Origin of the sequence: Streptomyces sp. NPDC059696, from assembly GCF_042733745.1 — a bacterium.
GTDB lineage: Bacteria > Actinomycetota > Actinomycetes > Streptomycetales > Streptomycetaceae > Streptomyces.
In genome coordinates, this window is the sequence record NZ_JBHWFG010000012.1 from 175,054 (window position 1) to 195,506 (window position 20,453).

At 71.4% G+C, this 20,453-nt stretch carries 12 protein-coding genes; 4 read left to right on the plus strand and 8 right to left on the minus strand.

Annotation, left to right across the window (positions count from 1 at the left end):
• From ACFV20_RS16130 to ACFV20_RS16145, 4 genes are all read left to right on the plus strand, one after another.
• Positions 1-939 carry a TauD/TfdA family dioxygenase gene (locus ACFV20_RS16130; RefSeq protein WP_385656834.1) on the plus strand — a complete coding sequence of 313 codons (939 nt, stop codon included), beginning with the start codon at positions 1-3 and terminating at the stop codon, positions 937-939.
• 171 nt (positions 940-1,110) lie between these two features.
• Entirely contained in the window at positions 1,111-2,700 is a 1,590-nt protein-coding gene (gene serA, locus ACFV20_RS16135) for a phosphoglycerate dehydrogenase (RefSeq protein ID WP_385656837.1), read from the plus strand.
• Positions 2,701-2,920: 220 nt separating this feature from the next.
• Positions 2,921-3,958 (plus strand): helix-turn-helix domain-containing protein, encoded by a 1,038-nt coding sequence (locus ACFV20_RS16140; RefSeq protein ID WP_385656840.1) that lies wholly within the window; start codon positions 2,921-2,923, stop codon positions 3,956-3,958.
• 195 nt (positions 3,959-4,153) lie between these two features.
• A complete protein-coding gene (locus ACFV20_RS16145; RefSeq protein WP_385656843.1) occupies positions 4,154-5,023 on the plus strand; it encodes a LuxR C-terminal-related transcriptional regulator in 870 nt (289 codons plus the stop codon).
• Between the two features lie 10 nt (positions 5,024-5,033).
• On the opposite strand, the gene ACFV20_RS16150 is transcribed toward ACFV20_RS16145, so the two are convergent.
• From ACFV20_RS16150 to ACFV20_RS16185, 8 genes are all read right to left on the minus strand, one after another.
• Positions 5,034-5,195, minus strand: a complete 162-nt coding sequence (locus tag ACFV20_RS16150; protein ID WP_385656846.1) for a hypothetical protein — start codon at positions 5,193-5,195, stop codon at positions 5,034-5,036.
• Between the two features lie 180 nt (positions 5,196-5,375).
• On the minus strand, positions 5,376-11,312 hold the full coding sequence (locus ACFV20_RS16155) for an amino acid adenylation domain-containing protein (RefSeq protein WP_385656849.1): 5,937 nt from the start codon (positions 11,310-11,312) through the stop codon (positions 5,376-5,378).
• Complete coding sequence (locus ACFV20_RS16160; protein WP_385656853.1) at positions 11,309-15,904, minus strand: amino acid adenylation domain-containing protein; 4,596 nt, start codon at positions 15,902-15,904, stop codon at positions 11,309-11,311. Before ACFV20_RS16160 ends, ACFV20_RS16155 begins: the two co-directional genes overlap by 4 nt.
• A 132-nt stretch (positions 15,905-16,036) precedes the next feature.
• On the minus strand, positions 16,037-16,246 hold the full coding sequence (locus tag ACFV20_RS16165; RefSeq protein ID WP_385656855.1) for an MbtH family protein: 210 nt from the start codon (positions 16,244-16,246) through the stop codon (positions 16,037-16,039).
• Between the two features lie 6 nt (positions 16,247-16,252).
• A complete protein-coding gene (locus ACFV20_RS16170; RefSeq protein WP_385656857.1) occupies positions 16,253-17,026 on the minus strand; it encodes a thioesterase II family protein in 774 nt (257 codons plus the stop codon).
• Between the two features lie 7 nt (positions 17,027-17,033).
• Positions 17,034-18,017, minus strand: a complete 984-nt coding sequence (locus ACFV20_RS16175; RefSeq protein ID WP_385656858.1) for a TauD/TfdA family dioxygenase — start codon at positions 18,015-18,017, stop codon at positions 17,034-17,036.
• Between the two features lie 146 nt (positions 18,018-18,163).
• Positions 18,164-19,426 carry an MFS transporter gene (locus tag ACFV20_RS16180; RefSeq protein WP_385656861.1) on the minus strand — a complete coding sequence of 421 codons (1,263 nt, stop codon included), beginning with the start codon at positions 19,424-19,426 and terminating at the stop codon, positions 18,164-18,166.
• The gene (locus tag ACFV20_RS16185) at positions 19,423-20,373 is read right to left on the minus strand and encodes an ornithine carbamoyltransferase (protein WP_385656864.1); all 951 of its coding nucleotides are present in this window, start codon (positions 20,371-20,373) and stop codon (positions 19,423-19,425) included. Before ACFV20_RS16185 ends, ACFV20_RS16180 begins: the two co-directional genes overlap by 4 nt.
• Positions 20,374-20,453 lie beyond the last annotated feature (80 nt).

Consider the following 20,453-nt stretch of genomic DNA (forward strand, 5'->3'; position numbering starts at 1 on the left):
ATGAGCGACCGCAATGGCTGGGCGCCGCTGGAGGTGACGCCGGGAGACATCGGCGCCGACGGCACCCCGGAGGCACTCGTCGCGCACCTGGACTCCGCCGACCTGGACGCGTTGCTCGTCCGGGAGAAGGCCGTGGTCTTCCGCGGGTTCCACGTGCCCGCCGACGGCCTCGACCCGGTGCTCGACCGTCTGCTGCCGCGCCGCCTGGCCTACGTGCACGGCAACTCGCCCCGCACCAAGGTGGGCTCGAACGTGTACACCTCCACGGAGTATCCGCAGGAGTACACCATCTCGATGCACAACGAGATGTCGTACGCCCACGCCTGGCCCACCCGCCTCACCTTCTACTGCGCGGTCGCACCCGAGACCGGCGGCGCCACCCCGGTCGTCGACGCGGCGCTGTGGCTGGAGTCCCTGGACGACGAGGTGCGCGAGGCCTTCCGGGGCGGCGTGCGCTACACGCAGAACCTGCACGGCGGCAGGGGGCTCGGCAAGAGCTGGCAGGACACCTTCGAGACGGACGACCGGGACGAGGTCGACGCCTTCCTCAAGGAGGCCGGTGCCGACTGGAGCTGGGGGCCGGGCAACAGCCTGATGGTCAGCCAGGTGCGCCACTCCACGGTCCGCCACCCGGACACCGGGACCGAGGTCTGGTTCAACCAGTCCGACCAGTGGCACCCGGCCTCGCTCGGTGACGAGACGGCCAAGGCCCTGGCCCAGATCATGCCGCCGAGCGAGCTGCCGCAGTACGTGACCTTCGCGGACGGCAGCCCGATCCCGGACGCGTATGTGCTCCAGGTGCGCGACCGGGGCCTGGAGAACGCGGTCGACGTCGACTGGCGCGCGGGCGATGTGCTGGTCATCGACAACCTGCTGGTCGGCCACGGCCGCCGCCCGTTCACCGGCCCGCGGCGGGTTCTCGTCGCCATGTCGGACTGAGCGCTCTCCGATTCCGGCCCGCGGCGGGGCCAGGACCGGTTCGTCACCGGTCCTGGCCCCGTTTCCTTCTGAGCCCCGGCCGCACCGTGACGCGCACGTGTGTGACCGCCTTCCTTTCCGACCTCCCGCCGGGCGGGCCCGTCCGGCCCTCGCAGAGAGGGGCGAGTCCCCGTGACCCGTCACCCCGTCGTTCTGATCGCCGAGGAGCTGTCCCCGGCCACGGTCGACGCCCTCGGCCCCGACGTGGACGTACGCCACGTCGACGGTTCCGATCGCGTGGCCCTGCTGCCCGCCCTCGCCGACGCCGACGCCGTACTGGTGCGCAGCGCCACCCGGATGGACCGGGAGGCGATCGCCGCCGGGCCCCGGCTGAAGGTGGTGGCCCGGGCCGGGGTGGGCCTGGACAACGTCGACATCCCGGCCGCCACCGAGGCCGGTGTCCTGGTGGCCAACGCCCCGGTCTCCAATGTGACCAGCGCCGCCGAGCTGACCGTCGGCCTGCTGCTGGCCGTCGCCCGCAACATCCCGCAGGCCGACGCCGCGCTGAAGAGCGGTTCCTGGCAGCGCAGCCGCTGGTCCGGCGTGGAACTGAGCGGCAAGGTGCTCGGTGTCGTCGGCCTCGGCCGCATCGGTGGCCTCGTCGCCCGGCGCATGGCCGCCTTCGGGATGGACGTGGTGGCCTACGACCCCTACGTGACCGCCGCCCAGGCGGCCGCCACGGGCGTGCGGCTGTCGCCCCTCGACGAACTCCTCGCCCGGTGCGACTTCCTCACCGTCCATCTGCCCCGGACTCCGGAGACGACGGGCCTGATCGGCTTCGACGCGCTGAGCCGGATGAAGCCCACCGTGCGCGTCGTCAACGCGGCGCGCGGCGGCATCGTGGACGAGAACGAGTTGTACGCCGCGCTGAAGGAGGGGCGCGTCGCGGGCGCCGCACTCGATGTGTACGCCACCGAGCCGTGCACCGACTCGCCGCTGTTCGCGCTGGACAACGTGGTGGTCACCCCCCACCTGGGCGCCTCCACCGCCGAGGCCCAGGAGAAGGCCGGCGTCGCCGCGGCCCGCTCGGTGCGGCTCGCCCTCGCGGGTGAGCACGTGCCCGACGCCGTCAACGTCCGGGGCGGCCCGGTCCCGGAGCCGGTCCGTCCGTGGCTGCCGCTGGCCGAGCGGCTCGGCCGGGTCTTCACCCGGGCCGCGGGCGGTGTCCCCGCGCAGCTCGAGGTCGTGCTGCGGGGCGAGATCGCGGAGCAGGCCCCGGGGATACTCGAACTCGCCGCGCTCAAAGGGGTGCTGGACGGCACCGCCGCGAGCGCGGTGAGTCATGTGAACGCCCCGCTGGTCGCCCGGGAGCGCGGCCTCACCTCGCGGCTGTCGACCTGCCGGGACGCCGCCGGCCACCGTTCCGCTCTCACCCTGCGCGGCGCCCTCCCCGACGGCAGCGTCATCACCGTCACCGGCACGCTCGCCGGGATCCGCCTCCAGGAACGGCTGGTCGAGGCGCTGGGCCATGAGCTGGATCTGCCGCTCCGCGGTGACCTCTGCTTTCTGCGCTACCCGCACCGGCCCGGCGCGATCGGCGCGATCGGCGGGGAATTCGCCGCGGAGGGCGTCGACATCGCCGCCATGCAGGTCTCGAAGGACGCGGGCCGGACCGCCCTGGCCGGTCTTTCTGTAGACACCCCTGTTCCCGCGAGCGCCCTCGGCCGGGCCGCCGCCGCCGTGGACGCCGACCTGACCTGGCATGTTTCCGCAACGGACTGAGGTCGAAAGGATATTGATCAGGAAATTTACCGAATGTGGAAGTTGTGAAATCCAACGCCACAAGATCGAACCAACTGTTTTACAATCCGTAGGAGATCTACGACCGATCACCCGACATACAGCTCACACGTGAGGGAATGTGCTGGACGAAGTGCACCCGCTTCCCATTCCCTCCGGTGGGCGAACCGGCCCGGAACGCAGGGGCACTTTGGAGCCGCCGGTGTTAACCAGCAGTCTCGGCTTGCACCCGGACGAGGAGTCCGCGTACCGGGCGATGCTGACCAACTCCCACATGAGCGTGACCGAGCTGGCCACCCATCTCGGCTGGCCCACGGGCAGGGTCTCGGCCGCCATCAACCGCCTGGCCCGGCGCTCCCTCGTCCAGCTGCCCCCGGACAGCACCGGCAGACCGGTCCTGGTCCGGCCCGAACTGGCCCTGGCGGCGTTGCTCCTCGATGAGGAGGCGACGCTGCTCGACCACCGCAGGCGCGTGGCCGCCAGCAGCACCGCGGTCACCCAGGTGATAGCCGCGTACAACGCCCCGGAGGACCGCCCCGACGTCGTGCGGCTGCCGGATCCGGAGGCGGTGCGGGAGAGGATCGACCAGTTCGCGGCGGCCTGTCAGGTGGAGATCGCCGCGCTGGAGGTCGGCAGCTCCCCCTCCGTGGAGCGTCTGGAGGCCGCCGAGCGGCTCGACTCGGCGATGCTGGACCGCGGCGTCGACCTGCGCCGCGTCTATCCCGACAGCGTCCTCACCGACGCGGCGACCGTCCAGTACGCCGACCGGCTGACCGCCCGGGGCGGACAGGTGCGTACGGCACGGCGCCTGCCGCCTCAGATGATCATCTTCGACCGCTACTCGGCCATCGTGCCCATCGACCCCGCCCAACCGAACGCCGAGGCCGTGGCGATCGAGGGCACGGGCGCCGTCAGGGCTCTGCTCACCCTCTTCGACCACGTGTGGGAGCAGGCCACGCCGCTGGGTTCGGCGGCGGACAGCGGCGCTGACGAGTTCACCGACCAGGAACGCACCCTGCTCGAACTGTTGTGCGCAGGCGACACCGACGAGGTGATCGCGCGCAGGCTGGGTGTGTCCGTGCGTACGGGCCGGCGCCTCACGTCGGGACTGATGAGCCGCCTCGGGGCCCGCAGCCGCTTCCAGGCGGGTGTGCTGGCGGCGACCCGTGGCTGGGTCCTGCCACCGGGGCCCGAGGACGACATGGCGCGCGCGGCGACCGAGCCGAAGGGCGACGGGTGACTCTCTTTCTGTCATCACGATGCCGGGGCGGGACAGCCGGCTGACACGCGGCGGTGACGAGAACAACGGGGGAACACCATGGCGGAAAACTTGGATATAAATCGCGATGAAGAATCTGTTTACCAGGTGCTGCTGGAGAAACCGAATCTCAGCGTGGTAGACCTTTCCGAAGTTCTCGGCTGGTCTCCGGAAAGAGTGACCGCGGCCTTCAATAAATTGATCCACCTGTCCTCGCTGAGTCCCGGAAGCGAGGACGCGAAACTCAGAATCGCCCGGATCAGGCGCAGCCTCATCTCCTTCCTGGACCGTCAGGAAGAGGAGCTGATCCGGCGCCAGAAGGAGATCGCCGCCAGCCGTCAGGTGGTCTTCCAACTGCTCGCCGAGCACGCCGAGGCCGACACGGCCGATCAGCACCGGGGGGCCCGGCGGCTGGAGGGCAGGGAGGCGATCCAGTCCCTCATCCGGACCATGGCCGAGACCTGCACCTCCGAAGTCGCCGTCTTCGCCACCGGCGGTGGCCAGCCGGCCGAGAGTCTGGACGCCGCCAAGCCGCTCGACTCCGCCGTGCTGAAGCGGGGGGTGAGCGTCCGCTACGTCTACCTCGACAGCGTCCGCAACGACGCGGCCACCACGGCGTACGCACAGTGGCTGACCCAGCAGGGCGGGCAGGTGCGGACGGTACCGCACCTGCCGACACGACTGCTCATCTACGACCGCTCCCTGGCGATCGTTCCCGTGAATCCGCAGGTCGCGGATGCCGCCGTCCTCGCTCTCGAGGACATGGGCGTGGTCAGTGCGCTGCAAGCCCTCTTCGAACGGACCTGGGACCACTCCTCCCCCCTGGGCGAGGACCGCACCCGCGACTCACACGGGCTCACCGCCCAGGACCGCGCGGTACTGGAGCTTCTCGCCCGGGGGCTCACCGACGAGATGATCGCCCGCAAGCTGGCGGTGTCCGTGCGTACGGTGCGTCGTATGACGGCCGGTCTGATGAACCGCCTGAACGCGAGCAGTCGCTTCCAGGCCGGCGTGCTGGCCGTGGCGCGGGGCTGGGTGCGCGGTTGACCTCCGGGGATCACGGTCCCCAGGTGTTGTCCTGCAGGACCGTGTGACCCCCCTGGCCGGACGCGGACACCAGCCCGACGGGGTCACCGGTCACCGGGGACGCGCCGACAGCCGCCGTCGCGGTCAGAACGGCCACGATGGGCACCAGCAGTGCGAGCTTCAGTCGTCCCAAGCCCTTCACGACACACCTTTCTTGTTGGCTTTTCTACTTTCGGCCGCACCGGTTCTTGTGCCTTCGGCTCGCGAACGTCACGGTGGGGCCCGTGTTTTGATTCTTTCAGCGCAATTCCACGGGCCGCCAGCGCATTCCATGTCCGCTTCTGCCGATGGCAGGAGCCTGCCACCGCAAAGGTCAGTAGCCCCCCCACTCCACGAGGAGTTGGTGACGCTCCTCCTCCGTGAGGATGTCGATGCCACCCACCGGGCGTTCCGGATCTTCCGCCAGGATCTCCAGCAGGTGCAGAACCCGGTCGAGAAGTTGCTGCGCCTCGTCGCGTGTGTACAGGTCGGGCAGGTAACCCAGCCGCAGACCGAGGCTGTCGCCGTCCGGCACGACGGCCATGCGCAGCGGGTAGTGGGTGGCGTCCTCGTTGTCGATGTCGAGCACCTCGAGGTCGCCGAGGACCGTGTCGAGGACCGACGGGTCCAGAGGGTAGTTCGTCAGCACCGTGGTGGTGTCGAAGAGGGTGCCGAAGCCGGTGGTGCGCTGGATGTCGGACAGGCCGTAGTGGTGGTGCGGGATCAGTTGTGCCTGCTCGTCCTGGAGCCGGGTGAGCAGGCCGATCACGGGTTCCTCGGGGCGCAGTCGCACGCGCACGGGGAGGGTGTTGATGAACAGGCCGAGCATGCGCTCGACTCCTTCGAGCTCCGGCGGGCGGCCGGAGACGGTGGCGCCGAAGACGACGTCCTCCCGGCCCGTCTGCCGCGCCAGCAGCAGACCCCACACGCCCTGGATCACCGTGTTCAGCGTCACCCCGTGCCGGCGCCCGGTCGCGGCCAGCGCCTCGGCGAGTTCCTTGGGCATCTCCGTACGGACCATGTCCTGCACGGGGTTGTGATCGTGGGTGGTGTCGGGTGCGACGAGGGTGGGTTCGGGCAGTCCCTCCAGCGCGGTGGCCCATGCCTGTTCCGCCGCGGGCCGGTCCTGTCGTGCCAGCCACGCGAGATAGTCGCGGTAGGGCGTGACGGGTGGCAGTGCCGCGTCGTCTCCTCCGGCCGCGTACAGCCGGAACAGTTCCTCCACCAGTACCGGTACCGACCAGCCGTCCCAGAGGATGTGGTGGCCGGTCAGCAGGATGCGGTAGCGGTGCTCGCCCAGTTTCAGCAGGGACAGGCGCAGCAGTGGGGGCCGGCCCAGATCGAAGGGCCGCAGCCGGTCCTCGGAGGCCAGTTCCGCCGCTCGCGCCTCGGTGTCCGCGGCGCTGGAGAGGTCCACTTCGGCCCAGGGCAGGCGTACCCGCCGGTGCACCACCTGCACGGGCCGGCTCACGCCCTCGTGGCGGAACCCCGCCCGCAGATTCGCATGCCGTGCCAGCAGCCGCTCACCCGCACGCCGCAACGCCGCCCCGTCCACCTCACCGGCCAGATCGAAGCGCACCTGCGAGGTGTACACATCCACCGAGCCGTCCGCCACCAGCGAATGGAACAGCAGCCCCTCCTGCAAGGACTGCAGCGGAAGAATGTCCTCGACCTCGGCCGCGCCGTCCTCCAGCACGTCGATCTCGTCCTGACCGAGCTGGACGAGGTCCAGGTCGGAGGGGGTCAGGCCGCCCGAGCCGGGTGTGTCGGCGTGCCGGGCCAGGCCTTCCAGGGCCTCGAACCACAGCTGCGCCAGCTCCCGCACCTCCGCCTCGGACAGCACGCCGTCCGCCCACGCCCAGCTCGCGTGCAGACACGGACCCTCGGCCAGGTCGTAGGTCACCGCGTTGAGCTCCAGCGCGTGCGCCAACGGCAGTCCCGCATCGGCGCCACCACCGACCATGCCGGCGCGGGCACTCAACTCCCATGCACCATCGCCGCCGTTGGTGAACCGGCCGAGGTAGTTGAAGCCCACCTCGGCCTGGCCGCACGCCGCGAGTTCGGCCCCGGCGGCCGGGTCGAGGTGGCGCAGGACGCCGTAGCCGATGCCGTCGTCGGGGACGGCCCGCATCTGCTCCTTGACCCGCTTGAGCACCCGTCCGGCGGCCGAGCCCCCGGCACACAGCTCGTCCCAGGACTCCCCGCCGGCGTCCAGACGCACCGGATGGATCGACGTGAACCATCCCACCGTGCGCGACAGATCGACCCCCGGCTCCTCGACGCGGCCGTGCCCCTCGAGGTCGACCAGGACACCACCGTCCGCGTCGCGGTCGCGTCGGCGCCGCCACTCCTGCACCGCCGGTGCCAGACCCGCCAGCAGCACATTGTTCACCCCGCCGTGGAACAGCGCGGGAACCCGCGTCAGCAGCGCCTCCGTCAGCTGCGCCGGGAGGGACAGGTCCAGCACCCGGCGGGTGACCACGGTGTCCTTCGCCGCGTCCAAGGCCCGTGAGCCCAGCGGCTGCGCGGGCTCGCCGGCGATGTGACGCCAGACGTCCAGCTGGGCGGCATACGTCCCCCGGTCGGCCTGCTCGTGCAGCCGTCGCGCCCAGCTGCGGAACGACGACGGCACCGGCTCCGGTTCACGGCCCTCCCAGGCCGCCTTCAGATCCTCCAGCAGGATCCGCCACGACACCCCGTCCACCACCAGGTGATGCGCCACCAGCAACAGCCGGCCCGGCTCGCACCACACCGCGCGGAAGACGACCCCGGCGTCGGGATCGAGCCGTCGGCGTTCGGCCTCGGCCCGTTCGTCGATGGCGGTCAGTACGGCCGCCTCGTCGAGGTCGGGGACGGTGACCTGCTCCAGCAGGCCGTCCGCGTCCACCGCCCCCGGCGCCGCCACCTCCAGCGACCAGGCACCGCCCGTACGCACCAGACGCGAACGCAGCATGTCGTGCCGATCGACCACCGCCTGCAACGCCCGCACCAGACCCGGACGGTTCACCGCATCCGGCAGGGACACCACCACATGCTGGTGGAATCCCTCCACGGGCCCGCCCAAGCCGCGCAGCCAGCCCATGACCGGAGTCAGCGGCACCGTACCGAGCCCGGCACCCGCGGGCTCCGCCTTCGCACCGTCGGCGCCCAGCGGTACCGCGGCCCGGGCCAGCCGTTCGACCGACGGGTGCTGGAACACATCCCGTGCCGAGAGCACCCAGCCCGCGCGCCGGGCACGCGACACCAGCTGGATCGCCATGATGCTGTCGCCGCCGCAGTCGAAGAAGGAGTCCTCCACGCCCACTTCGTCCAGGCCCAGCACCTCGGCGAACAAGGAGCACAACACCTGCTCCGCACCCGGGCGTGGCTCACGGCCGGCACCGGAGGTGAACTCCGGCGCCGGCAACGCGCGCCGGTCCACCTTGCCGTTCACCGTCAACGGCAGCCGCTCCAGCTCGACGAAGGCCGCCGGCACCATGTACTCCGGCAGGGTTTTCCCGACGAACGCCCGGAGTTCGGCGGTGGAGGGCAGTGCGCCGTCGGGGACGAGGTAGGCGATGAGGCGTTCGTCGCGGACGACGACCACGGCCTCGCGGACGGCGGGGTGGGTGGCGAGGCGGGCGCTGATCTCGCCGGGTTCGATGCGGTAGCCGCGGACCTTGACCTGGTCGTCGGCGCGTCCCAGGAACTCCAGGCTTCCGTCGGGGCGGCGGCGGGCGAGGTCGCCGCTGCGGTAGAGGCGTGAGCCGGCGGGGCCGAAGGGGTCGGGTATGAAGCGTTCGGCGGTGAGTTCGGGCCGGTTGAGGTAGCCGCGGGCCACTCCGGGGCCACCGACGTAGATCTCACCGGGAACTCCGACGGGTACGAGCTGGCCGCGTGTGTCGAGCAGGTGGAGGCTGAGGTCGTTCAGCGGGTGGCCGATCGGGCTCGCCGAGCCGCCGGTGGTGAGGTCTTCCTCGCCGACCGGGTGGTAGGTGACGTGCACGGTCGTCTCGGTGATGCCGTACATGTTCACCAGGCGGGTCGACTCCAGACCGTGCCGCTCCACCCAGCCCTGAAGAGCCCCGCAGTCCAGGGCCGCACCACCGAAGACGACCGTGCGCAGGGCGAGTCGGTCGCTGTTGTCGCGGGTGCGGTCTTCCTCGATGAGCTGGGTGAAGGCCGACGGTGTCTGGTTCAGTACCGTCACGCCTTCCCGTTGGAGGAGTTCGTGGAAGCGGCTCGGCTCGCGGGCGGTCATCTCGGGTACCACGACCAGGCGGCCGCCGTGCAGCAGGGCGCCGAAGATCTCCCACACCGAGAAGTCGAAGGCGTAGGAGTGGAACAGCGTCCACACGTCGGAGGGTCCGAAGCCGAACTGGGCCTGGGCGGTCTCGAACAGCCGGACCACGTTGGTGTGTTCCAGTACGACGCCCTTCGGGCGGCCTGTGGAGCCGGAGGTGTAGATCACGTATACGACGCCGGCGGGGTCCGCCGACACCACGGGCGGGGTGTGCGGGTGGGCGGCGATCGTTTCCGCGTCCCGGTCCAGGACGACGAGTGCACCGTCGAAGACCTCGTCCAGGACCGGCACGAGGGTGTGGGAGGTGACCGTGACGCGGGCCCCGGCGTCGGTGAGCACGTAGCCCAGGCGGTCGGCGGGGGAAGCGGGGTCCAGGGGCAGATAGCCGGCGCCTGCTTTGAGCACGCCCAGCAGGGTGGGCACCAGGTCCAGGCCTCGTTCCAGGCAGACACCGACCAGGGAACCTTCGCTCACGCCTGAGGTGCGCAGGTGGTGGGCGAGCTGGTTGGCCCGCGCGTCGACCTCGGCGTAGGTCAGCGACGACTCGCCGAAGACGATCGCCACCGCGTCGGGAGTGGCCGCGGCGCGCTCCTGGAAGATCTCGTGGACACACCGCTCCACCGGAGCCGACGCCACCGCCGGACCCGCGGCGGCCAGGAGGACGTCACGTTCACCGGGGGGCAGGACGTCCACCGCGTCCGTCCGCTTCTCCGGGTCCTCCACGAGGGTCTGGAGCAGATGGACCAGGCGGCCGCTGATCCGCCGGGCCTCGTCGTGGCTGTAGACGTCCGGGCGGTAGCTCACCTTGAGGGTGAGACCCGCTCCGTGGAGGGGGATGGCGGCGAGGGACAGGGGGTAGTGCGTGGCGTCGTCGAAGCCGATGCCCACGAGTTCCAGGTCGCCGAGCACGGTGGTGAAGACGGACGGATCCAGCGGGTAGTTCTCGACGACCATGCTGGTGTCGAAGAGGGTGCCGAAGCCGGTGGTGCGCTGGATGTCGGACAGGCCGTAGTGGTGGTGCGGGATCAGTTGTGCCTGCTCCTGCTGCAGCCGGGTGAGCAGGCCGATCACGGGCTCCTCGGGGCGCAGTCGCACGCGCACGGGGAGGGTGTTGATGAACAGGCCGAGCATGCGCTCGACTCCTTCGAGCTCCGGCGGGCGGCCGGAGACGGTGGCGCCGAAGACGACGTCCTCCCGGCCCGTCTGCCGCGCCAGCAGCAGACCCCACACGCCCTGGATCACCGTGTTCAGCGTCATCCCGTGCCGGCGGGCCAGGTCGGTGACCCGGTCGAGCAGGTCACGGGAGAGGTCGGTGGAGACGTACTCCTGGAGCGCGGTCTTGTCATGGGTGGTGTCGGGTGCGACGAGGGTGGGTTCGGGCAGTCCTTCCAGCGCGGTGGCCCATGCCTGTTCCGCAGCGGGCCGGTTCTGTCGTGCCAGCCACGCCAGGTAGTCGCGGTAGGGCGTGACGGGTGGCAGTGCCGCGTCGTCTCCTCCGGCCGCGTACAGCCGGAACAGTTCCTCCACCAGCACGGGTACCGACCAGCCGTCCCAGAGGATGTGGTGGCCGGTCAGCAGGATGCGGTAGCGGTGCTCGCCCAGTTTCAGCAGGGACAGGCGCAGCAGTGGGGGCCGGCCCAGATCGAAGGGCCGCAGCCGGTCCTCGGAGGCCAGTTCCGCCGCTCGCGCCTCGGTGTCCGCGGCATGGGAGAGGTCCACTTCGGCCCAGGGCAGGCGTACCCGCCGGTGCACCACCTGCACGGGCCGGCTCACGCCCTCGTGGCGGAACCCCGCCCGCAGATTCGCATGCCGTGCCAGCAGCCGCTCACCCGCACGACGCAACGCCGCCCCGTCCACCTCACCGGCGATGTCGAAGCGAAGCTGGGAGGTGTACACATCCACCGAGCCGTCCGCCACCAGCGAATGGAACAGGAAGCCCTCCTGCAGCGGCTGCAGCGGAAGGATGTCTTCGATGCGCGACCTGGTCACTTTGAGAACTCCCAGTCGAGGTCGTAGTCGTCGTCGTTCTCGAAGCCCTCGATCGCTTCGATCTCGTCCTGACTGAGCTGGACGAGGTCCAGGTCGGAGGGGGTCAGGCCGCCCGAGCCGGGTGCGTCGGCGTGCCGGGCCAGGCCTTCCAGGGCCTCGAACCACAGCTGCGCCAGCTCCCGCACCTCCGCCTCGGACAGCACGCCGTCCGCCCACGCCCAGCTCGCGTGCAGACACGGACCCTCGGCCAGGTCGTAGGTCACCGCGTTGAGTTCCAGCGCGTGCGCCAACGGCAGTCCCGCGTCGGCACCGGCGCCCACCATGCCCGGACGGGAGCTCATCTCCCAGGCGCCGGCTTCGCCGGCGAACCGGCCCAGGTAGTTGAACGCCAGCTCGGCCCGTGCGCCGGCGGCCAGTTCCGTGCCGGCCGCGGGGTCGAGGTAGCGCAGGACGCCGTAGCCGATGCCGTCGTCGGGGACGGCCCGCATCTGCTCCTTGACCCGCTTGAGCACCCGCCCGGCGGCCGCGCCCCCGGCACACAGCTCGTCCCAGGACTCCCCGCCGGCGTCCAGACGCACCGGATGGATCGACGTGAACCATCCCACCGTGCGCGACAGATCGACCCCCGGCTCCTCGACGCGGCCGTGCCCCTCGAGGTCGAGCAGGACACCACCGTCCGCGTCGCGGTCGCGTCGGCGCCGCCACTCCTGCACCGCCGGTGCCAGACCCGCCAGCAGCACATCGTTCACCCCACCGTGGAACAGCGCGGGAACCCGCGTCAGCAGCGCCTCCGTCAGCTGCGCCGGGAGGGACAGAGTGATCTCGCGCTGGGTGGCGGCGGTGTCCTCGACGGGGGTCAGAGTCCTGGAACCGAGCGGGGGACTCGGCCGTCCGACCAGCCGGCGCCAGAAGTCCAGACGGCCGGCGTAGGTGCCCTGGTCGGCGTGCTCGCGCAGCCGTCGCGCCCAGCTGCGGAACGACAGCGGCACCGGCTCCAGTTCACGGCCCTCCCAGGCCGCCTTCAGATCCTCCAGCAGGATCCGCCACGACACCCCGTCCACCACCAGGTGATGCGCCACCAGCAGCAGCCGGCCCGGCTCCAGCCAGACCGCCCGCAGCATGCTGCCGGCGTCCGGGGCGAGCAGGCCGACGGCGTGGCGCACGTGCTGCTTCACGGTCGCCTCGTCGAGGTCGGCGACGGTGACCTGCTCCAGCAGGCCGTCCGCGTCCACCTCACCCGGCGCCGCCACCTGCAACGACCACCCGTCGTCCGCGCGCACCAGACGCGAACGCACCATGTCGTGCCGGTCCACCACGGCCTGCAGCGCGCTCACCAGCGCGTCACGGCTCACCGCATCCGGCAACGACACCACCACGTGCTGGTGGAACCCCTCCACCGGCCCCGACAGGTCCCGCAACCACTCCATCACCGGAGTCGACGGCACCACACCCAGTCCGGCATCCGCCGGCTCCGCCACCGCACCACCGGCACCCACCGGCGCCGCGATCCGCGCCAGGCCCTCCACCGACGGATGCTGGAACACGTCCCGCGCGGACAGCACCCAGCCCGCCCGCCGGGCACGCGACACCAGCTGGATCGCCATGATGCTGTCGCCGCCGCAGTCGAAGAAGGAGTCCTCCACCCCCACTTCGTCCAGGCCCAGCACCTCGGCGAACAGGGAACACAGCACCTCCTCGACACCCGAACCGGGCGCCCGCCCCCCACCCGAGACGAACTCCGGCGCCGGCAGAACCCCCCGGTCCACCTTTCCGTTCACCGTCAAAGGCAGCCGCTCCAGCACCACGAACGCCGTCGGCACCATGTACTCCGGCAGTTCCCCGGCGACATGGGCGCGCAGGTCGGCCGGGTCGGCGGTCTCGCCCTCCGGTACGACGTAGGCGACCAGGCGGCGGTCCCCGGGGCGGTCCTCCCGCGCGATCACGACGACCTGGGCGACCGACGGATGGGTGGCCAGAGCCGCCTCCACCTCGCCGAGTTCGATGCGGAAGCCGCGCACCTTCACCTGGAAGTCGGCACGCCCCACGTACTCCAGCTGTCCGTCGGCGCGCCGGCGGACGAGGTCGCCGGTTCTGTACATGCGCTCTCCGGGAGCACCGAACGGGCAGGCCACGAACCGTTCCGCCGTCAGGCCCGGGCGGTTGTGGTAGCCGCGGGCCAGGCCGGAGCCCGCGACGAAGAGTTCGCCGACCACGCCGACCGGCGCCGGTTGCAGGCCCGCGTCCAGGACGTAGCAGCGCATGTTGTCCAGCGGCGTACCGATGGGAGGGACCGTGCCGATGTCGTCGGCCGTCCGCGCGAGGGCGCTCACGGCGAACGTCGTGGTCTCCGTGGGGCCGTAGCCGTTGCCGACGGTGATTCCGGGGCAGGCTTCGAGGACGCGGCGCATGGCCGCCGCCGAGCCGGCGTCGCCACCGGTCCAGACGGAGTGCATCCCGGCGAAGGCCTTGGGGTGCTCGTCCGCGATCAGATTGAACAGGGCCGTCGTCAGGAAGGCGGCGGTCACGCCGTGTTCGGCGACCATCCGCTCGACCACCGCGCCGTCGACCTGGCCCGGCGGTGCCACCACGACCCGGCCGCCGTTCAGAAGCGGCACCCAGAGCTCGTACGTGGAGGCGTCGAAGGACTGGGGGGCGTGCAGGAGGACGCGGTCGTGGTCGCCGCCGGTCCAGCGCCGGTCGAAGGCGAAGTCCGCGACATCGCGGTGGCGCACCCCGACGCCCTTGGGCACCCCGGTCGAACCCGATGTGTACATCACGTACGCCAGCCGGTCGGGGTGCACGGTGATGCCGGGAGCCCCGGGGTCGTCCCCGTCGTCCCCGGCCTGCCCGCCCGGCCAGGGCTGCGCGTCGAGGGTCACCACGCGCGTCGGCAGTTCGGGCACCTCGCGGTCCGTGAGCAGCACCGTGGCGCCGACGTCACGTATCGCCCACGCCAGCCGCTCGGGCGGCAGGCCCGAGTGCAGCGGCACATACGTTCCGCCGGCCCGTACCACGGCCAGCGTCGCCACCACGGCGTCGACGGAGCGCTCCAGCAGCAGCGCCACCGGGGACTCCACCGTGACGCCCAGCGTCATCAGCCGTCGCGCCAGCCGGTTCGCCCTCGCGTCCAGTGCGGCATAGGTCAGCTCCACCCCGTCGGCCGCCACGGCGACCCGGTCGGGGGTGGCCGCGGCCTGCGCGGCGAACAGTTCGCCGAGCGCCCCGACGGGCACGGCCCGGTCGGTCGCGTTCCACTCCGTCAGTAGCAGCCGCCGCTCCTCGGGGGACAGCACCTCCACCTCGCCCGTCGGGCGCTCCGGCTCGGCGATCAGCCCCCGCAGGAACCGCAGGAACCGGTCCTGGTGGGCGGCGAGCCGGTCGGTGTCGTAGAAGGCCGGGTTCGCGTCGAAGGCGAGGGTCAGCCCCTCCCCGTCGGCGCGGTGGTAGGCCGCGATGGACAGCTCGTCCACGGGGCCGTTGGACAGGTTGTGGGCAGTGGTGCGCAGCCCCGCGAAGTCCAGGTCGTAGTCGAAGTCCATCATGTTGACGACGGGACCGACCAGGGTCTGGCCGTCACCGAGGAGCTTGAGGTCGCGCCGCATGTCCTCGTAGCGGTAGCGCTGGTGCTTCAGTGCGGCGCGCGTGGCCCGGGTGACCTGGGCGACGAGCTGCGCGAGGGAGTCGCCGGGGGTCACCCGCACCCGCAGGGGCACCACGTTGGAGCGCAGGACGGGAGTGCGGCGGTCGGCCGGTGTGGTCCGGGCGGTGACCGGAAGACCGAGGACGACGTCCTGTCTGCCGGTGGCCCGGGCCACATAGGCGGCCGTGGCGGTGATGGTCACGACGGGCCACATCGAGCGCAGCCGCCGGGCCACGACCCGCAGTTGCTCGAAGTCGTCGGCGGGCAGCCGGACGTTGCGCCGCAGGAACAGGACCTGCCCGTCCGGGGGCGTGAGGTCCTGGGTGTCCACCAGCCGGGGCGGTTCCGGGGTGTCGGCGAGAAGCTCGGACCAGTAGTCACGGTCCGCCGCGCGGGCCGGCGAGCGCCGGTAGTCGGCGTCCTCCTCCAGCAGCTGGGACAGCGGGGCGAACCCGCTCGGGCCGAATTCCTCACCGCGCGCCAGGGCGGTGTACACCTCCGCCATCCGGCCGCTGATCAGCGGGCCGCCGGAGGCGTCGATCAGGATGTGGTGGATGCGCTCGTAGAAGTGGAAGCGCTCCGGCGCCACCTTCAGCAGGGCGAAGGTGGTCAGGCCGCCCTCGGCCAGGTCGACGGGCCGGTGCCGGTCGCGGTGCATCCACTCCTGGGCGGCGGCCTCGGGGTCGGCCTCCCCGGTGAGGTCGATCAGCGGCAGCCCGGGGCGCAGCTCAGGGACGACCAGCTGGCGCAGCTCCTCGCCCTCCTTGACGACGGCGCGCACCCGGAGCGTCTCCGCGTCCTTCAGAAGCTGGTGCCAGGCGGCCTCCAGCAGACGGTGGTCGACGTCGCCGTGGAAGGTGATGTACTCGGAGATGTTGTACTTCGCACCGGTCGGGTCGAGTTCGTGCCCTGCCCAGACACCCGCTTGCGCTGCCGACAGAGGGAGACTCACGGTTGGTGCTGTTTCGGGTATGGGCATGGCTTTCCACCACCAGGGTCCGGGTATCGAAGAAGATCGGGTGACGGCGTGACGGCACGAGGGCGTCGGCCGGAAGCGGTACGGGCGGGCGCGGCTACGGCGGCGTCACGCCACGGGCCGGCCCAGGCTCCCGGGCCGCATGTCCGTCCAGTGGGTGTCGACGTAGTCGACGCACGCCTCGCGCCCCGCCTGGCGCAGGACGACGGTCCAGCCGGCCGGGACCTCGGCGAAGGAGGGCCACAGCGAGTGCTGGCCCTCCTCGTTGACCAGGACGTGGTAGGCGGCGTCCGGGTCCTCGAACGGATGGGTGCTCATGGGCGGTCAGCTCCTCTTCGCCACGTCGCTCAGTGTGTCGGCCACCAGGGCCACGAGCCGGTCGGTGGCCGTCTCCGTGTAGAAGTGACCGCCGGGCAGGGTGTGCAGGTCGAACGGCCGCACGGTGTGCCGCGACCACTGCCGGGCCTCGTCCTCGTTCACGGACCCGTCCTGGTCGCCGATGACGGCGGTCACCGGGCAGTCGAGCGGGGATCCGGGGACGTAGCGGTACGAGGCGACGAGCCCGAAGTCGTTGCGCAGCATGGGCAGCATCAGCTCCAGCAGGTCGTCGCCCTGCTCCAGCAGGGCCGCGCCGGATCCGCCCAGATCCCGGATGTACGCCATGATCTGCTCCTCGGTGCCGAACCGGACGGTGTCCGGGCGGGGAACCGAGGGCGCCTTGCGCGCGGAGACGAACAGCCGGGTCAGCGCCGGTGCGCCGGAGGCCCGCAGGGCGCGGGCGACCTCGTAGGCCACGGTCGCGCCGAGGCTGTGGCCGAAGAACGCCACGGGCCGGTCGAAACAGTGCAGGACGGCCCGCGCGGCCTCGGACACCAGGACCGGGAAGTCCCCGATCAGCGGCTCGCCGTACCGGTCCTGCCGGCCGGGGTACTGGACGGCGATCAGCTCGATGTCGGGCGGCAGCAGCTCCGGCCAGTCCCTGAAGGCGCTCGCGCTGCCGCCGGCGTGCGGAAAGCAGACCAGCCGCAGCCGGGCGTCGGGGCGCGGCGCGTAGCGGCGCAGCCACGCGCTGCCGGGCGTGGAGTGGTGCAGGGTCATGGCGTGGTCACTCCCCGCCGCGCTCGGACCGCGCGTGCGGCGCGTACGGCTCCGCCATGGCGACCGCGATACGGCGGGCCCCGGTGAACGGTTCCCGGCCGTGCGCGGCCAGCATGTTGTCCACGACGAGCACGTCGTCCTGCTGATAGTCGAAGCGCACCGTCTGCGCCCGGTAGCAGGCCCGCAGATGGTCCGTGACCTCGTCGGGAATGCGGCCGCCGTCACCGTAATAGGTGTTGGTCGGCAGGTCCTCCTCACCGAACAGGCCGAGCAGGCCCTCCCGGACCTCGGCGGGCAGCGTGGTGTGGTGGAAGAACACGATGTGGTTGAACCACACCGTCTCCCCGGTCTCGGGGTGGGTGTGGATCGCCGCGCGGCGCGCCCGGGTGCGCAGCCCGTCACCGCCCAGCCACTCGAACTCGATGTCCTTGGAGCGGCAGTAGGCCTCCACCTCGGCCCGCTCGTCGGTGTTGAACAGCTCCCGCCAGGCCACGCCGAAGTGGTCGTGGAAGTTGCGTACGACCATCCAGCCACGCCGGGCGAACTCCTCGCGGACCTCCGGGTCGATGGAGGCGTACACCTTGCGGATGTCGGTCAGCGGGGTGGCGCCCCGCGTCTCGGGCGGCCGGTCGCAGTAGAAGTACAGCGTCCGGGGCCAACTCGCCTGGTAGGAGTTCTCGTTGTGGACGAAGATCTCCTCCTCCGGCGGATAGTCGGTGGAGGTGTAGACGTTCCCCTTGATGGTGCTGCGCGGGGAGGACCGCTCGGAGTAGGTGAGCGGGTCGCCGGACAGTTCCCTGACCACCTGGTCGAAGCCGTCGATCCCGCCGATGTCGAAGCCGCGCAGCAGCAGCGCACCGTGCGTCCTCAGTGAGGCCCGCAGCCGTTCTCGGTCCGACTTGATCAGGCGGATGACGTCCCGGTCCGCGGACTCGGCCTCGACCAGGAGCGGCAGCGGCTGTCCCGCTGGTGCTGTGCGATGGGCGGACATCGTCGTGGCATGCCTTCCTGAAAGGGTGTTGGGTGCCGGAGGCGTGCGTGTGTCCGCGTTCGGCCCCGGCCGCGTGGGTGGGGGCGCTCGTGCGCGAGCGGCCCGTCCGCCTCCCCACTGTGCGGGGGAGGCCTATATTTCTTCGGTCATTTCTCCGGTGTACGCCCCGCGGTCCTGATGACCGGACTCAGTACGGCGACCAGCGCCATGGCGGCCATCGCCGCCGCGACCGCCGTGACGGTGGGCGTGGTGCCGAAGGCCGCGAGCAGCAGGCCGCCGACGAGCGCCCCGGCGGAGTTCATGCCGGAGCCGATGAGAGCGAAGACGCTGGTCACCCGGCCCTGCATCTCGTCCGGGGTGATCTGCACCTGGTACACGCCGGCCGCCACGTTGAGCAGGGCGCCGGCGAAGGACATCCCCGCGAACAGCGCACCGATGAGCACCGGTTGTTCGACCAGGGCGACGGGCGTCATCAGCAGCGCCCACACCGCCAGTGTGCCGGTGACGATCGCGCCGGGCGACAGCCGCTTCAGGAACCACGAGCCGGTGAGGGCTCCGAGGATGCCGCCCACCCCCGACACCGTCCCGATGAGGCCGATGGTGGCCGGGGAGCCGCCGTTCTCCTTGACGATCAGCACGAGTGCCAGGGACAGCACCTGGAAGAGGATGTTGCTGCCCGCGATCAGCCCCACGGCGGCCCGCATGAACCGCTGCCGCCACACCCAGGCGAGCCCCTCGCCGACTTCCCGGCGCAGATCGCGGGGCGCCTGGGGACGCTCCGACTGGAACTTCTTCCGGATCAGCAACAGCGTGACCAGGGCGGTCAGATGGGACACCGCGGTGAGCAGGAACGGCAGCCATCGGGCCACCGCGTACAGGGAACTGCCGCCGAGCTGCCCGAGCAGCCCGGCGCCCTGGCCGCGTGCCTCGTTGCGGGTCAGCGCGACGGTCAGGTGGTCCGGGTGGACGAGGTTGCGCACCGCGGCCCGCTCGGCGAGCCGGTAGAAGATCGCCGCCGAGCCCTCCACGAACGCGGCGGCCATCAGGTGCGGCAGCCACAGGTGCCCGCCGATCAGCGCGGCCGCGACACTGCCCATGGCGGTCAGCCCGGCGAGGTCGCACAGGATCATCAGCCGGCGCCGGTCCAGGCGGTCCACCAGGGCCCCCGCCGGGAGTTGCAGGAGCAGCTGGGGCAGCAGCGCCGCGAAGCCGACGAGTCCGGCGCCGGTCGGGGAGCCGCCGTACCAGACCATCAGCAGGGGGTAGGCGACGGTGCTCGCCCGGGTTCCGAACAGCGAGAGCCCGGCGCCGGTCCACAGCAGCAGGAAGTCCCTGTTCTTCCGCAGGGGCGGTGGCGCCGTGCCGGGCTGGGCGCCACCTCCTTCGCGGTGCTCCTCCGTCAGGCTCATTCGGACGTGCCGGAGGTACCGGCGGGGCCGAGCCGGCACCATTCGAGGACCGCCATGGCGCTGTGCATCTTGTTCTCGGCCTGGTCGAAGGCGATGCTCGCCGGGCCGTCGAGCACCTCGGCGGTGACCTCCTCACCCCGGTGGGCGGGCAGGTCGTGCATGAACAGGGCGTCGGCGTTGTGCGTCCACAGGTCCTGGGTGACCTGGAACGGCGCGAACAGGGAGCGCCAGTCGGGGTCGGGCTTGCTGGTGCCGGTCGTCTGCCAGCGGGTGGTGTAGATGACGTGGACGTCCTTGGGCAGGTCGTCCATCGTGTGCCGCTCGGTCACGGTGGCACCCGAGCGCTCCGCGTGGGCGCGCGCCCGGGTCAGGACGTCCTCGGGCAGCCCGTAGCCGGGCGGGGTGCGCAGCTCGAGTTCGGTGCCGGGGAAGCGGGTCAGGCCCAGCGCGAGGGCGGCAGCGGTGTTGTTGCCCTCTCCCACGTACAGCAGCCGCAGCCCCTCGACGCGGCCGAAGCGGCACATGAGCGTGCTCAGGTCGGTCAGGCCCTGGGTGGGGTGCTCGTCGGCGCTCATGGCGTTGATCACGGACATCCGGGGCTGGGCCGCCCAGCCGCGCATCTCCGCCGGGTCGTCGGCCGTCCGGGCGACCAGGATGTCCAGCATCCGGGAGAAGACCTGTCCGGTGTCCTCGCTGGTCTCCCCGGTGTTGGTCTGCAGGTCACCGCCGTTGTACGCGATGATCCGCGCCCCGAGCCGCAGCGCCCCCGCCGAGAAGGCGGTACGGGTGCGGGTCGAGGTGCGCCGGAAGTAGATGCCGGCGATCGTGCCGTCTAGCACGGGGCCCGGGGAGGCCGTGCCGCTGGAGAAGGCGGCTCCCCGCTCCACGAGGTGGCGCAGGTCGGCGTCGGTGAGGTCGTCGAGGGATATCAGGTGTCGTGCGGTCATGCGGGGCTCCTCGGCGTGGGTCGTACGAGTGGTCGGACGGCGACGAAGGCCTCGGGGGAATGCGTCGCGTCGGGTGGAGG

Coding starts and splice junctions, on each gene's coding strand:
- ACFV20_RS16175 (WP_385656858.1), bottom strand. CDS start 18,017: ATGTCCGCCCATCGCACAGCACCAGCGGGACAGCCGCTGCCGCTCCTG.
- ACFV20_RS16185 (WP_385656864.1), bottom strand. CDS start 20,373: ATGACCGCACGACACCTGATATCCCTCGACGACCTCACCGACGCCGAC.
- ACFV20_RS16180 (WP_385656861.1), bottom strand. CDS start 19,426: ATGAGCCTGACGGAGGAGCACCGCGAAGGAGGTGGCGCCCAGCCCGGC.
- ACFV20_RS16165 (WP_385656855.1), bottom strand. CDS start 16,246: ATGAGCACCCATCCGTTCGAGGACCCGGACGCCGCCTACCACGTCCTG.
- ACFV20_RS16170 (WP_385656857.1), bottom strand. CDS start 17,026: ATGACCCTGCACCACTCCACGCCCGGCAGCGCGTGGCTGCGCCGCTAC.
- ACFV20_RS16130 (WP_385656834.1), top strand. CDS start 1: ATGAGCGACCGCAATGGCTGGGCGCCGCTGGAGGTGACGCCGGGAGAC.